This window comes from Vreelandella sp. 21 (assembly GCF_050995515.1).
Taxonomy (GTDB): domain Bacteria; phylum Pseudomonadota; class Gammaproteobacteria; order Pseudomonadales; family Halomonadaceae; genus Vreelandella; species Vreelandella alkaliphila.
On the sequence record NZ_CP194673.1, the window covers coordinates 698997 to 714148 of the forward strand.

Annotated in this window: 11 protein-coding genes; 5 read left to right on the forward strand and 6 right to left on the reverse strand. The window is 55.4% G+C overall.

Annotated elements, in window-relative coordinates; all coding sequences use genetic code 11:
• Positions 1 to 19: 19 nt before the first annotated feature.
• The 6 genes from ACN06F_RS03245 to ACN06F_RS03270 form a co-directional block, all read right to left on the reverse strand.
• Positions 20 to 1129 (reverse strand): pyridoxal phosphate-dependent aminotransferase, encoded by a 1110-nt coding sequence (locus ACN06F_RS03245; protein WP_433924647.1) that lies wholly within the window; start codon positions 1127 to 1129, stop codon positions 20 to 22.
• A gap of 25 nt (positions 1130 to 1154) precedes the next feature.
• On the reverse strand, positions 1155 to 2537 hold the full coding sequence (locus ACN06F_RS03250; protein ID WP_095602688.1) for an FAD-binding oxidoreductase: 1383 nt from the start codon (positions 2535 to 2537) through the stop codon (positions 1155 to 1157).
• A gap of 36 nt (positions 2538 to 2573) precedes the next feature.
• Positions 2574 to 4229, reverse strand: coding sequence for an ABC transporter ATP-binding protein (locus ACN06F_RS03255; RefSeq protein ID WP_095602687.1), 1656 nt, complete (start codon positions 4227 to 4229; stop codon positions 2574 to 2576).
• Between the two features lie 9 nt (positions 4230 to 4238).
• Positions 4239 to 5072 carry an ABC transporter permease gene (locus tag ACN06F_RS03260; protein ID WP_083001289.1) on the reverse strand — a complete coding sequence of 278 codons (834 nt, stop codon included), beginning with the start codon at positions 5070 to 5072 and terminating at the stop codon, positions 4239 to 4241.
• Positions 5069 to 6046: an ABC transporter permease gene (locus ACN06F_RS03265; protein ID WP_083001291.1), complete on the reverse strand. Its 978-nt coding sequence runs from the start codon at positions 6044 to 6046 to the stop codon at positions 5069 to 5071. Before ACN06F_RS03265 ends, ACN06F_RS03260 begins: the two co-directional genes overlap by 4 nt.
• 78 nt (positions 6047 to 6124) lie before the next feature.
• Complete coding sequence (locus ACN06F_RS03270; RefSeq protein ID WP_095602685.1) at positions 6125 to 7681, reverse strand: ABC transporter substrate-binding protein; 1557 nt, start codon at positions 7679 to 7681, stop codon at positions 6125 to 6127.
• A 234-nt stretch (positions 7682 to 7915) separates the two neighbouring features.
• Between ACN06F_RS03270 and ACN06F_RS03275 the strand changes: the two genes are divergently transcribed.
• The 5 genes from ACN06F_RS03275 (at position 7916) to ACN06F_RS03295 (ending at position 15140) form a co-directional block, all read left to right on the forward strand.
• Positions 7916 to 8590 carry a GntR family transcriptional regulator gene (locus tag ACN06F_RS03275; RefSeq protein WP_231657269.1) on the forward strand — a complete coding sequence of 225 codons (675 nt, stop codon included), beginning with the start codon at positions 7916 to 7918 and terminating at the stop codon, positions 8588 to 8590.
• A gap of 169 nt (positions 8591 to 8759) precedes the next feature.
• Positions 8760 to 12425 (forward strand): ATP-binding protein, encoded by a 3666-nt coding sequence (locus ACN06F_RS03280; RefSeq protein ID WP_433924648.1) that lies wholly within the window; start codon positions 8760 to 8762, stop codon positions 12423 to 12425.
• Complete coding sequence (locus ACN06F_RS03285; protein WP_433924649.1) at positions 12422 to 13051, forward strand: condensin complex protein MksE; 630 nt, start codon at positions 12422 to 12424, stop codon at positions 13049 to 13051. Before ACN06F_RS03280 ends, ACN06F_RS03285 begins: the two co-directional genes overlap by 4 nt.
• On the forward strand, positions 13048 to 14277 hold the full coding sequence (locus ACN06F_RS03290) for a hypothetical protein (RefSeq protein ID WP_433924650.1): 1230 nt from the start codon (positions 13048 to 13050) through the stop codon (positions 14275 to 14277). Before ACN06F_RS03285 ends, ACN06F_RS03290 begins: the two co-directional genes overlap by 4 nt.
• Positions 14274 to 15140 (forward strand): DUF7281 domain-containing protein, encoded by an 867-nt coding sequence (locus ACN06F_RS03295; RefSeq protein WP_433924651.1) that lies wholly within the window; start codon positions 14274 to 14276, stop codon positions 15138 to 15140. Before ACN06F_RS03290 ends, ACN06F_RS03295 begins: the two co-directional genes overlap by 4 nt.
• Positions 15141 to 15152 lie beyond the last annotated feature (12 nt).

Consider the following 15152-nt stretch of genomic DNA (forward strand, 5'->3'; position numbering starts at 1 on the left):
GAAGAATGCCTGACAGTCGTCAGGCATTCTCTTTAATGGCCTGCTCAAGAATCGCCAGCTGCCCTGGTTCCAAAGCATCCGCGACGGCGGTAATGCGTAAGACATGACCAAGCGCTGGGTGAGCGGGGCGGGCGATTAAACGGCCTGCTTCCAGTAGCTCACGGTTTACCCGATCAGCCAGTTCGGCAGTTGGTAAGCGAATGCCGATAAAGTTGGTGGCGCTAGGCAGTACGTCGGCACCCAGTGCTTGGAAATGAGCCGCTAACTGTTCCCTGCGTGCTTTTACTTCCGCAATATGTTGGTGGACTTCAGCTGGGTGATCGAGCACGATTTCTGCGGCTGCCTGGGTAAAGGTGGATACCGCGTAGTGAATGCGCACCTTCATCATCAAGGCGAGCACGTCAGGGTCAGCAATCGCATAGCCAATGCGTAAGCCTGCTAAACCGTGGGCTTTTGACAGCGTGCGTAGGCGAATGACTCCCGGAAGTGCCTTGGCAGCGAAGTCACTGTTGGCGTCATCACGAAAATCGCCATACGCCTCATCCAGCAGCAGCCAGCAGGTGTCCGGCAGTGCGTCGCGCAGCTTGAGAATGGCACTGTCGCTATGCAGATGGCCGCTAGGGTTATCGGGGTTGGCTAAATAAACCAGCTGGGCATTTTCCTGGTGTGCTGCCGCCGCTAACGCTTCCAAATCAGGGGCCAGTAGGCCAGGGGCTTCAACATAGCTAGGTTCTACTAAGTGGCAACCCTGGCCTTTCGCAAAGTAACCAAAGGTTGGGTAAGTGCCCGCCGTACTAACCACGGTGTCGCCCGGTGTGCAAGTGGTGCGTAGCGCTAACGCGATTAGGCTATCGGCGCCGGCATCCACCAGCAAGTGATCGAGTGGTATACCCTGCTGGGCGCTTAGTCGCTGACGAACGCCGAGAGCTTCCGCATCGCCGTAACAATACACATGCTCGGCGACAGCATCGCCAAAATGTTCACGTAGCGCACGATGGGGCATGTCCAAGCCTTCATTAGAGCCCAATCGATGAGGGATTTCGCGGCCAATGCGGCGCTCCAGAACTTTAATCCCAGGAAACGGATTAAGGGGACCTTCACCAGTAAGATGATGGGGGTAGGAGGGCATATCGATATCCTAATAGTGAAAATTTTCAGCTCAAAATTTTACCGCGATTAAGCAACTGGTGTGGGTCAAACGCCTGCTTCAATGTGTGCATTAATTCGATTTCCGCCTGAGAGCGGCAGGTGCTAAGCCAGGGGCGTTTTTCCAAACCAATGCCATGCTCTGCTGAAACAGAGCCTCCCAGCGCTTTAAGTGGCTCGTAAACCAGTGTTTCTACCGCGTGGCGCTCTTCTGGCGCATCGCTGCCAACGCTAACAGAAATATGCAGGTTGCCGTCGCCAAGATGGCCAAACACCACCAGGCGGCCATCTGGCCAGCGTTGTACCAGTTGCTTCTCTAATGCATCGGTATAGCGCTGCATATCGGCAATAGGGAGGCTGACATCAAAGGTCAATACGGGTGCCAGCCCCTTGATGAGCCCTTCAATATCTTCTCGTATCGCCCAGAGACCATCGCGTTGAGTGCTTGATTGAGCAATCACAGCATCGACGATTAAGTCGTGTTCAAATGCCTGTTCAAGCGTTTCGCGGAACTGCTCTGCATGGTGAGTTTCATCGTTGCCGAGCGACTCGATAATCACATAAAAGGGGTGCTCTGGTGGAATCGGGGGCGTGTGCCTCGCCAACGTTTCAGTGAGCAGGCGATAGTGGTTTTGCCACATTACCTCAAACGCACCCAGGCCACCCCCAAGCGCTTTGCCCATATGGCTTAATAGCCCGGTTAGCGCGTCAAACGAGTGGCACGCCACCAGTGCCGTTTGCTCGCTAGGGGTAGGCGGCTGAAGCCGCAGCACGGCGCGGGTAATAATCCCCAGGGTGCCTTCACTGCCAATAAACAGCTGCTTTAAATCAAACCCTGCATTATTTTTCAGCATGCGATTCATGGAGCTGACAACACGCCCGTCGGCCATTACTGCTTCAAGCCCTAGTACTTGCTGGCGCATCATGCCGTAGCGAATCACCCTGACACCGCCAGCATTAGTCGCGATATTGCCGCCAATCGTACAGCTTCCGCGTGCGCCTAAATCCAGCGGGAACTGCAGACCAACCTCGTTAGCGGCTTCTTGTACCCGCTGAAGGGGGGCGCCTGCTTGTACCGTTATCGTGCCGCCGACCTGGTCAATCTCTTCGATAGCGGTCATGCGCTCCAGGGAAATTACCAACTCTTCCGAGCCCGCCTCCGCGCCATGCACTAAACCGGTTAAGCCGCCGTGGGTCACTACTGGCTGTTTAAGCGCGTGGCAGGCCTGCATGACAGCCGCTAACTGTTCGGTGTCTGCCGGGCGCACGATAGCGCCTGCTTGGCAGGGCGCGCCGGTCATCCAGTCAACGCGGCGACTAGTGACATCATCACCCGTGAGCACATGGGCTGAACCAACAAGTGCGCTCAGCGCCTCCAGGGTTATCTGCATGGGTGTTCCTTGGTAAAGAGGTTAACGATTCAATGATTAGGCGGTAGCCGCCACCGGCGCTTGACGACCAGGAATCGCATCAAGCAGCGATTGGGTATAGGCTTCTTTTGGCTGAAGGAATATTTGTTCAGCGCTGCCTTGTTCAACAATACGGCCATGCTGCATCACCACGATGCGGTCGCAAATTTGCGCGGCTACCCGTAAATCGTGGGTAATAAACAGCAGTGAAAGCGAAAGCCGTTGCTTCAACTCTTCAAGCAGTTCCAGTACCTGGGCTTGAATAGACACATCCAACGCTGAAACAGCTTCATCAGCGACAATCAGTTCAGGGTTTAGCGCCAACGCACGAGCAATGCCAATGCGCTGGCGCTGTCCGCCGGAAAACTCATGGGGGAAGCGCTCCACGGCGCTTGCGCCAAGGCCCACAAGGTCAAGCAGATCACCTGCCTGTTTGAGCGCCACGTTTTTGGGTGTGCCATTGGCCATAGGCCCTTGAGCAATCGCCATGCCGACCCGAGTGCGTGGGTTAAGCGAGGCGTAGGGGTCCTGAAAAATCATCTGCACGCGGTGGCGTTCACGACGCAACGCGTCACCTTTTAGCTGTGAAAGATTAACGCCATCCAGCAACAGTTCACCGCTGTCTGGGTGTTCAAGGCGCACCACACAGCGGCCAAGGGTGGATTTCCCCGATCCCGATTCACCAACAATACCCATGGTCTCGCCACGGGCCAGAGTTAGCGAGATATCATCCAGTGCGCGGACTTCTCGGGCTGGCTTAAACCAGCCCCCGCGTGAACGAAAGACTTTATTAAGCTGTTTGATCTCGAGTAGCGGAGCCACCTGGCTTGTTTCACGGTGGGGCGGCACTGCATTGCTGGGAATGGCGGCAATCAGTGCTTTTGTGTAAGCGTTCTGCGGATTTTCCAGCACCTCTTTGGCTTCTCCGATTTCGACAATTTTACCATGGCGCATGACACAGACGCGGTTGGCGATTTCAGCCACGACCCCAAAATCATGAGTGATAAACATCACCGCCATACCACGGCGGCGCTGTAAATCACGAATAAGCTCAAGGATCTGCGCCTGGGTAGTCACATCCAGCGCGGTGGTGGGCTCGTCGGCGATCAACAGCACGGGCTCAAGGGCTAATGCCATGGCGATCATGACGCGTTGCCGCTGACCGCCGGATAGCTCAAAAGGGTAGGCGCTGATAGCTTTTTCTGGCTGTGGGATACCCACTTCAATCAACAGCTCCAAGGCACGTTCCTGGCGCTGTTTTGGGGTCAGTTGACCGTGCGCTTCGAACACCTCAGCAATTTGGGCACCGACCCGCATTAACGGATTAAGCGCGGTCATGGGTTCCTGAAAAATCATGCCGATTTTAAGGCCGCGCAGGGCGCGATGCTGTTTCTCGGTTAGGGTGATGACGTCTTGGCCGAGAAAGTTGACCTCACCTTGAACGGGGCGTACGCCTTTAGGGAGTAGGCCCATCACGGTGTTAGCGGCCATTGATTTACCCGAGCCGGATTCCCCGACTACGCACATGATTTCGCCGCGATTAACGTCGTAGCTAACGTTTTCCACCGCCAAGGCACGGTCGGCGCCTTTGGGTAGTGCCACGCTTAAGTCACGAATGCTAAGCACTGTTTCAACTGATGGATTCTCTTTTTTAGAATCAATAGTGACCGTCATGAAGGGCTCCTAGCGCTCGCGGGAAAGTTTGGGGTTAAGCGCATCGTCTAGCCCTTCACCGACTAAGTTCAACGCCAGAACGGTGAGTAGAATCGCCACACCAGGGAAAAAGCTTAGCCACCAGGCTTGGCGAATAACCGTACGTGCCGCGCCAATCATGTAGCCCCAAGACATCACGTTAGGATCGCCCAAGCCTAAAAACGACAGCGCCGATTCCAGCAAAATAGCGGTGGCGACCATTAATGAGGCCAGCACAATAATCGGCGACAGCGTGTTAGGCAGAATCTGACGCAAGATAATGGTGCTATTGGTTTGGCCAACCAAGCGAGCCGCTTCAACGTATTCACGGTGCCGTAACGACATAAACTCTGCCCTTACCAAACGGGCAACGGGGGGCCAACTGACCAGCGCAATCGCCAGCACAATGGAGGTGATGCTGGGTTGCATAATCGCCACCAACACAATCGCCAGGGCAAAGTTGGGAATGGTTTGAAAGAACTCGGTAAAGCGCATGAGTACGTCGTCAATCAGTCCCCCGTAGTAGCCCGCAATCGCTCCCAGCGGCACGCCAATCAGCAGGGCGACGCTGGTGGATACCAAGCCAATCAGCAACGACACCCAGGCACCATGCATTAACCCAGCAGCGACGTTGCGTCCCATGGTATCGGTGCCCAGCAGGAAACCTTCCTGGGATAGCGGCGGCAAAAAGGGCCGTTGAACCATGCGCCAGGGCGACTCAGGAAATAGCAAAGGCGCCAGAATCGCCATGACGATAATTAGCAGCAGAATAATCAGCCCTATCAGGGCACCACGGTTTTGCGCAAAGCGTGCGAAAAAGCTCATGAGGCCCCCTTGATGCGCGGATCAGCCAAGCGGTAAACCAAGTCGGTAAGAATATTGAAGACAATCACTAAAGCCGCCGAGAAGAAGAAAATACCCAGCAGCAGGTTGTAGTCACGCTGTTGTAGAGCTTCAAACATCAGTCGCCCGATACCCGGCCAAGCAAACACGGTTTCCGTCAAAATAGCGCCGCCAACCATCTGCCCAGCCTGTAAGCCTGCCAGGGTGATGATCGGCAGTAGGGCATTGCGAAGAATGTGTCGGCGCTGAATGACGCTAGGCTTTAACCCTTTCGCGCGAGCGGTTTTAACGAAGTCCTGCTGGGCTGCATCGAGCATAGAGGTGCGCGTCATGCGGGTATAAATCGCCATAAAAAATAGCGCCAGCGTAGTGGCAGGCAGTATTAAATGCGTGGCGACATCCAGCACAAGCGCAAAGCCAGTGTGCCCCGCACCAACGGTGTAAAGACCGTAAGCGGGCAGCCAGCCGAGGTAAACGGAAAACACCACTACCGACATCAGCGCTACCCAAAACAGAGGCGTGGCATAAAACACCAGGGCTAGCGCCATAATCAGTGAACCAGAGGGCTTTTTAACCCGCGCCGCGGCCATGGAACCTGCCACAATGCCGAGCACCAGCGAGAGCACAAACGCCGTGCCGGTTAGTAACAGTGTGGCGGGCAGTCGAGACATGATGAGATCAAAAACAGGCACACCAAGCCGATAGGAGTAACCAAAATCGAGCATGGCAATGCCTGATACGTAACGCCACAGTTGCACATACATCGGCTGATCAAGGCCGAAGCGTTCACGCAATTGGTTGAGAAACTCCTGGTCAGCAGCGCCCGCCTCACCGGCTAAAATCGCCGCGGGGTCACCGGGAGCCATCTGAATAAGGAAGAAGTTAAAAATAACGATTAGAAACAATACGATAACGGCCTTCAATAACCGCATCACTATCAAACGAGCGTAAACCATAGACACCTTCCTGACCGATACCTTCATGACATGGCTGAAGCACCCAGGCAGCTTGCGCGGCCTGGGTGTCGCTTTGGATTAGCGGTCTAACCAAGCATCTTTGAAGCCATCGTTGACGCCCACACCGGAAGTCACGAGGTCTTTTACGTCACAGCGGTAAAGGGTAGGAAAGCCCAGCTCCATCAGCCAGCCAACGGGCACATCTTCATGCAGAATTTCCTGCACTTCACGGTATAACGCTTCTCGCTCTTCATCAGGGAAGGCCGTGGCCGCGGCATTAAATAGCTCGTCAACACGCTCGTTTTCGTAGCCTTCCACGTTATTCCAGGGTGAACCCTTGGCAATATTGTCGGAAAGGTAGGTGCGTGAAATACCCAGCGCCGGGTCGCCGTACTGGAACAAGTAGGTAAAGGCGAGATCGTAATCCCAGTCGCCAAGGCGCTGGTTCCAGCCGCCCACGTCGGTGGCTTGGGTTCTTACGTTAATACCCACTTCACGCAGATTCTGTTGTACGGCTTCAGCCCAACGGGTCCACGTTTCGCCGTAAGGAAGAGGCAGGATAGTAATCTCTTCGCCGTCGTAATCCATTTCTGCTAACAGCTCACGAGCACGGTCTGGATTGTGATCGTAGGGCTCTAAATCGTCATGTTGGAAACGGGCGTTGGAACCAAAGGCCGAGAGCGGCACATTGCCTAAGCCATTCCACAGCACGTCTTTGGCAAACTCACGATCCATGGCATACATCACCGCTTGGCGGAATCGTTTGTCGGCGGTGGGGCCTTCACGGTTGTTCATCCACAGCATGGCGAAGGGGCTGAAATATTCGTGGCCTTCTTCTGTCATACAGACGTTATCCATCGCGGATAAACGCGGGATATCGAAGTTCTCAACGGTACCGCTTGGTAGTACATCGATGGTGCCATTCTCAAAGGCAACTGCACGGGAGCCACCGTCTGGGATGATGTGCCAGTTGACGCCATCCAGATAGGGGAGCCCGTCTTCGTAGTAGTCATCGTTTTTAACCAGCTCGATAACGGTGCCGCGTTCCCAGTTAGCAAACTTGAAAGGGCCTGTGCCAATCGGGTGATCATTGTGTTCGTTGTTGCGGAAGTCGGTGTCCGCGTACAGGTGTTCAGGCACCATGGTGAAGGTGCCTGCCTCAAAGGAGATCAGGAACGGGCCGAAGGGGTCGGTTAAGGTAAATACAACGGTGTAGTCATCCGTTGCTTCGATGCTTTCCACATGTTGTAAAACGGCCCGCGCACTGGGGTTCAGTTCGCGGTGGAAAACATCGGCAGAAAATACCACGTCGTCAGCAGTGAAGGGTTCGCCGTCGTGCCAGGTAACATCTTCTCGTAAGTGGAAGGTGTAGGTGCGGCCGTCGTCACTGACTTCCCATGACTCAGCGAGCTGCGGCATGGGTTCCAGATCTGTGGTGTAGCGCAGCAGCCCTTCATAGATATTGCCTGCCACGGTGCGCGTAGGCGCGTTTTGCACCATCCCCAGCACTAAGCCTGGCGGTTCTGGTTGGATAATGGTGTTAACAGTGCCGCCCTGTTTCGGGTCGTCTGCCAGGGCGGCCGACGAAAAAGCGAGTGCTGCAGCGGAAATTGCCAAAGCCAGTGGTGTCTTCATGTTTCCTGCTCCTTGGTTATTAGCACGTAATAGATTTACGTTGTCGTTAGGCGAGCGAGGCGTGATACAAAACAGCCCAGTTGTTGTTATGAATTGTGGTTATAGATCGTTATATGAGGCCTTTTTGAACATAGCATTGGTTTGTAAAACTGTCGACAGTCGTCAATCGGCCGTCGACAGAATGTTTTTTTGCGTCATACTAAAAGTACGTAATACCTAATAAGAGTAAACTCTATGGCCTCTTCCCCAGTGGCTCCTGGCGGCTTTATTCAACAGCAAAACCTTGTTGAACAGGTGGCCGACTATTTGACGCAAGCGATTATCCAGCAACACTTTTTGCCCGGTGAGCGGCTTTCAGAAGTGCAGCTTTCCCGAGATTTAGGCGTCAGCCGCGCGCCGGTTCGCGAAGCTGCTCGCTTACTGGAAAGTCGTGGGCTTTTAATCTCAAAACCAAGACGCGGCTTTTTTGTTAGGGCGTTGAATGCCGTTGAATTAGAGGATGTCTTCGATTTGCGACTATGTCTTGAACGCCATGCTATCCAGCGCTTATCGGAGCGCTACAGCAGCGACGCTGAGCGCGCGCTAAAACAGCAGGTAGAGGTTTTATGCGAAGCGACCGCCAGCAATGATGGAACACGCCGCATTGAAGAAGACCTGCAATTTCACCGCTTGATGATTCATTACGCGGGCAATGAGCGGTTGCTGCGGGCATTTGATGGCTTAACTCACGAACTTCGTCTGTGCATTACGCTGATTACCAAAACCCACGAAGCCCCCGATACCATTGCCACCAGCCACTTTAAGCTGCTAGATGCATTGGGTAGCAGCAGTTCCGAGGCTTGCCGTGAGGCCATTGATTACCATATAGGCGTTGCTAGGGATTTTGTGGTGAGCAGCGTGGGAGAGTGACTAAGAGAGCGCATGAAGGAGTGAGAGGTAGGAATACAAATGGTGTTAGCAGTCGATCACAATGTGCATTGTCATTAGATAAATCAATAGTTCACACCTGAACAGATGTCGCCTTGCTCTAGGTCTGGCAAGATAGCGTTTTCGGACGTTTGACGATCAAGGACACGGCATGGCGCATTTGCTACGCATCGTTATGATTCACGGCCACTTGTCAGGGGTGGTTGAACTCAATGTGGATGGCCACACCAATATTTGCGGCACCAACGCGTCAGGCAAAACCACGCTTCAGCGGTTAGTGCCGGTGTTTTACGGCGAGCTGCCCAATAAGGTGGTGCCGAAAACCCGCATGAAGTTTGATGCCTTCTATTTGCCCACTCGTCAAAGCTATCTCGTTTACGAATATCGCCGCGAAGCAGGCAATGTTTGCCAAGTAGTGCTGACGCGCAAGCAAGAAGGCGGCGTGGAGTACCGTTTTGTCGGTGCCCCTTATCGGCCAGAAGACTATCTGATCGAAACTGAAAAAGGCCCCTTGGCACTGGAGTACCCACAGTGGTCTAGCGGATTGCGCCGCAGCGGGATTCCTGTCTCTTCTAAGTTGGGAGCTACCTCCGAGTTCCGCTCGGTGATCCAAAACGACTTTACCCAGCTGCACGGTAATAGTCGCGATGGCCTAAAGCTGCGCCAAATCGCGGCGCAGTTTAGCCTGGTTAACCCTGAACGGCGTATCCGTCATATCGAAAAACTGGTCTCTGCTGTGCATGCGAAAGAGGGCAAGATGGATACCCTCAAAACCATGCTGGCGGCAATTTTCGAAGAGGATGGCGTCGAGCTGCCGGTCACCCGTATTCGCAGTGCCAAAGCGCGGGAGTGGATTGCCCAGATGCGCCAGTCCATGCGCCTGGAGCCGCTGCAAGCCTCGCTGACTAAGCTTGGTGGCATCGATCGCGAATTGGCCCAGTTAGAGACCACGCTTTGGCAGTTGAAACCCCAGCTAAGCGCCGATCATCAACAGGCAGAACAGCGCATTGCGGACCTAGATGGTGAGTTAAACCGCCACCAGCGCGAGTTCCAACAGCGTGAAAATGCCTACACCCAGCAGCGCGATGAGCTGAACGACCGCCACAGTGAAGTCGCAAGCGACTTGCAGCACACGCAGCGCCGCCTAAATGATCTGCAAACCCAGTTTGAGCACTACGCCGATGCCGACATGACTGGCCTGGAGCGAGACATCAACGCCTTGCCCCAGTGGCGTGAACAGCGTGATCAGCTTCAGCAGCATCTGCAGGTCATGCAAGACGCGGTAAAAGAGAGCCAGGCGCGCTTAGATGGCCGGTTACGCGAGCTTTCCGAAGCACTTGCCCGCCAAACCCAAGAAAACCAGGAATTGATAGATGCCCTGGTCGAGGAAAAAGCGCAGCGCCGAGAGCAGCAGTGGCAAGCCGAACAGCAGCATAACGAGCGCTATCAGCAAGAGCGCCAACGGCTAGAGGGGGAGTATCAAGCGCAGTTAGAGCTGGGTGTTGAGCAGCTTGCCGAATTAAAAGCGCAGCTGGCAATGCCCACCCAAACTGCTGAAGAAGCCCAGGAAGCCGAGCTTGCCCAAGCGCGTTTAGACCAAACACAGCAGGAACGCAGCGCTGCCGCCGCCACGTTGGAAGCACTGCGCCGCGAGCTTGAAAGCCACAAACGTGAACGCGATGCCGCCGAGCAGCAGTTGGTGCAGTGTCGTCAGCAGCGTGAGCGAGCCGAACAGCACTGCTATGCGCTCTATCAACAGCGCGACCCCGAACAAGGCAGCCTGCGCCACTTCTTGCGCTACCACCGCCCTGGCTGGGAGCAGCAACTCGGCAAGGTTATTGCCCCAGAACTGCTTGAACGCCGAGACCTCGCCCCGCAGCTTGCTGAAGGAGCCAGCGACGACCTGTTCGGGTTAGCGCTGGACCTAAGTGCCATTGCACTGCCGGATTACGCCCAGGACGAAGCCAGTTTGCTGGCGGCGATTGAAGAGGCGGATGGCGCTAAACAGCGCGCCCAGGCTGAGTGTGTCGCTGCCGAAAAAGCCCTAAAGCAGAACAACGAACGGGTGCAACAGGCCGACGAGGCCCAAGATCAGGCGCGTATGGGGTATCAGCGGGCCGAACAGGAAGTGGAGTATGCCCTTGAGGCTCGCCGCCAGCAGCAAGAGCGCCATACCAAGCGCCAGCAGGTACGCCGAGCGGAGCACCAAGCGGCGTTGGCTCGTCAGGAGCAGGCCCAGGCCGAACTGCGCGAAGAGAAACGCCAGGCGCTTGCCGAGCTTGCCGAAACCCATCAGGGCCAGTTGTTGGAGTTAAAAGCCGACGCGCAAAGCCAGCTGGATAGCCTAGATGCGCAGTTACGCCAGTACAAACAGCAGCTCAACGACGCCAACAAGGAACATCAGCGCCAGCGTAGTGAGCTGGAAGCCGCCTTCAGTCAGGAGCTTGCCGAGCAGGGCGTGGACCCCGCGCAGCTTCAGGAAACGAAAAAACGCTTGGAACAGCAGAGTGAACGCATTCGTAAAATCGCCGCTCGCCAGGAAGAACTCACCGAGTATCAACGCTTTATGCGCGTGGAGTGGAGCCAGCACAAGCCCCAGCTAGTGGCTCAGGAAGCCGAACTGGTTCAGCTTGATCAACAGTTGAAGCGCGAAAAAGCGCGCCTCAAAAATGACTTCCATTGCGCACGTGAAGCGCATCAATCAGCGGTTAATGAGCTAAAAATTCAGCGCGCAAATGCCCACGGCAGCGTAGAAGCCCTTAAGCCGCTGCTGACCCAGTTAGAAAGTTTGGACATCGTTTCAGAGGGGGCCCCCTTAGCGGATGCCGTAGGTGACATGGAGGAGCGCATTGAGCGTGCTCGCCAAGCGTTAACCAGCCGCCATCAGCAGCTTGAGCAGCTGCGCCGGGGCTGCCTGGAGGTAGAAAGCCAACTGATTAAAGATGCCAGTAGCGGCTTTGCCGATGCACTGCAAAGTGAACGCGAGAAGCTACCAAACGACAGCCCACGATTGGTGTTGCCGCTGCTGCGCGACATGCTAAAACTATTGGAAGATCAACAGCAGCAGTTGATTCAGGAAGGGCGCAATTTAAGCGATGACCTGGATAAATTCTTTATTGTCTTCCGCGACTTAAATCGCCGTATCAGTGCGCAAAGCCGTCGGCTTTCCGACGAAGTGGCGGATGACCTGCGTTTAGAAGGCATCAGCAAAGCGGAAGTACGCATTCAATCGACGATCGATGAGCTGGGTTTCTGGGAGCCTTTAAAGCTGTTTGCCCAGCGCTACAAAGCGTGGCGGGAATCTGGCCAGATGCTGCCCAGCGACGATTACCTTAATGCGCTGGCCGATGTGGTCGATTTGCTGCGCAGTGACCAGCAGTACAGCTTTGAAAGCCTGCTGCGCCTTGAACTGCACCTAAACGAAGGCGGCACTGACCTGGTGATCAAAAACGACCGCCAGTTGTTGGAGTCTTCCAGCCATGGCATGGCCTACCTGATTTTGTGTAAGTTTCTGCTGGCGTTTACGCGGCTGCTACGGGGGGATGCGCAAATTGCTATCCATTGGCCGATTGATGAAATTGGCACGCTGGCCTATCACAATGTCGAAAAGTTGTTCGACGCTTGTGACAGCAACCGTATCCACATTGTCGGTGCCTTCCCCAACCCGGAATCGGATGTGCTGCTGCTGTTTGCTAATCGCTACCTGATTGAGCGGGACCCTAACCAGCCCAACCAGCGCCTGCTAAAACGTATTGAGCCGCGCCTTAGCCCGCTTGCACAGCGGATTAAGGAGCGTCAGCAAGAGGTGACCGCATGATCGAACACGGCCCGCTACTGGAACGCTTGCTTGCTGGCGAGTTTGTCTGCGCCGTCAGTGATGACAATGCCTTCCGCCACCTGACAAATGACGAGACCCGCGACGCGATTGATGACTACCTGCGCCCGCTCAACCGCAGGCTGGCGAGCAATGATGAAGGCAGTGTCTACTTTTTAGCTTGGCGACAGCTTAATGAAGCTGCTCGGGAGCAGCTATCGCGCCAGCTGAGTGACACGATCAACAGTCTGTTACCACTGCTGGAATGGCTGCAGCTGGTTCAAGAGGCGCTAGGCCGCGACACCTTGGCGGCCCCAGGCGATGTGCTCAAGCCCGCTGAGTTCAGCGCTAAGTGCGAAGACAACCAAAGCCTTCGTGAGCGTTTGGAACGGCTAGCCACAGACAGCTTCTTTGGTTCCCAGAGCGACCAGTTGGATGCCCAAGTAAAGCAGTTATTTAAACGCTTGAAAGAGCATGGTTACTTGCTTCAGCCCCACACTGAGCGTCAGGTGTTTGTGGTCACCGGTAAAATTGATTACCTAATCGAGGTGGTGCGCTTTATCCGCGATGAGGAAAACTTGCCCATCGATGCGGAGCGGGAAGAGGGTGCCCAGGAGGCGCTGCTGTGAGCGAACTGGAAAGTCGCCTGCTCAAAACCGGCGCTGAACGGCTGGCGCTGTTGGGCAAGCATGCCGAACGGCTGATGCAGGGCTACACTCGTGATGACGTGCCGCTAGACGGACTCAACGACAGTGCGCTGCGCAAGCTGTTGGCCGCTCGGGTGTTATGGCGGCCAGATGAACAGAGCGGCGTAAAGCTCTCTCCTAAAGTGCGCGAACTGATCGCTGAAATGCTGGCCGATGAAACCCGCCGCCATGTAAATGCCGATGTTGCGGAAACCCTTGAGCTGGTGCGTTCGTTGGTGCACAGCTACCGTGAAGCCCGCAGCCGAGGTGAGCATTGGCGACAGGAGCAGCAACTGCTGCGCCTGCGTCAGGAAGTTGACGATCTAAACGGCCGCTTTGCCGATGCTATTGATAGCCTTTGGCAACGGCTCAATAGCGATTTCGGCTTTGTGAGCCAGTTGAGCGATAAGATCCGCGAGAACGACCGCGCCCAGAAGCAGATTGTTAGGTTGTTGGATGGCCTGGCACTGATCGACTTCGACGAGCTAATTGCGTTAGTAGGCAGCGATGGCAGCCTGCGCAAGCTACTCATCAGCCAGCTGCAGCAGCGCTTAAGCCACCATTACACCAGTCTGCGGGAAGTGCAGCGGCGGTTAATTGAGCTAATGGCACGCTTTCGCAAACAGCAGGCACGCAGCCGCCTGATCAGCGGCATGGTCGCGTTTATGCGCGAACACCCAGGCTTTGTGCCGAGTAATTACGCCAAACGCAGCGATGTACCAGCGTTGTTCAACCATGCTGCGCCGTTAAATGCCGCCGCTGCGCCAGCGTTAGATCGCGCGCTGGAAAGCCGCGTGCTGGCAGAACTGTTGCATGAATTGCCAACCCCACGCCATGCCACGCAAACCGTTGAGTCGGCAGTGCCTGCGCTCACGCCGGAAGATAACCTTGCCGCTGCACGCCAGCAGGCGCTTAAACAAGATGTGGAACGCTTTTATCTTGCGGTGTTAGATCAGCCCCCCGCCGAGCCGATTAGCGCGCTTGCTTATCTGTATGACAGCCAGCTCGATTGGCCCGATGAAATTTGGCTGTTTCAGGTTATCTCCGAATACCAGGGCTTGCCGCGTAGCGAGCAGCAGGCGTTTCGCCTACACCAAGACGAATCACCGGCCAGCCCATTTAACGATCTGCGCCTGATTCATGACGTTGCACTGGCGGTGGCAGTATGACGTTATCAGGCCGCGCCCGTGCCGGGCTTAACAGTGTTGTTCGAGAGCTTAACCGCCAGCCCGTGGTAGAAAAATCCCGTGGCAAGTGGGTCGAAGATGTAGTGGCATGGTGCCATCAGCAAGATATTGATCTAACCATGCGGATTTCCAACCAAGCGCTGCGCTTTGACGCCACTCTCATGGCGCAAATCAACAGCATGTTGGAGAGTGACCGTTTGGCACCGCTAGGACGCTCGTTAAGTGGCTTAAGCAGTGCCGCCCAAGCAGCTGAAGGCGTTGAGGAGGATAAAAGCCGCCGCGAAGGCCCACGTGCAAAACGCGTGCTGATCAACTTGCCGCCGCAGCCCTCTGCATGGCTTGCGCCAGAGCCGCGCAGCATACGCGATGTTGATGTAAGCGGCTTGAAGCTGGCGGTGTTTGGCGCGCTCGTTCAGGTGGAAAACCTGGATAGCTTCTACGCGTTTTCGCCAGAGATAGCAGCGCTTAGCGGCTACGCTAACCCGCTGGTGGTCTATCGTGGCGACAGCCACTACGGCGGCGGCTTTGCCGAACTGACAAAAGCATGGCGCAAAACCAATCGGCCACACCTCTACGCCGGTGACTTCGACGCCAAAGGCGTGACCCTAGCCCTAGACAGCGGCGCCACGCACCTGCTACTACCTGACATCGAATGGCTCACCCAGCACGTCACGCCCCTGCACCAACCCGCTGAACAGCTGCCATTCCAACGCCGCCTACGCCAACGGAACGTTACGCTGCCCAGCCACCACCCCCTACGCCCGTACTTAGCCCTGCTGGAAAAGCAGCGCGGGCTAAAACAGCAATGGTTCGGAGGGGAGCTGGTGTGTATATCACTCAGTTAAAAACTGCCTTAG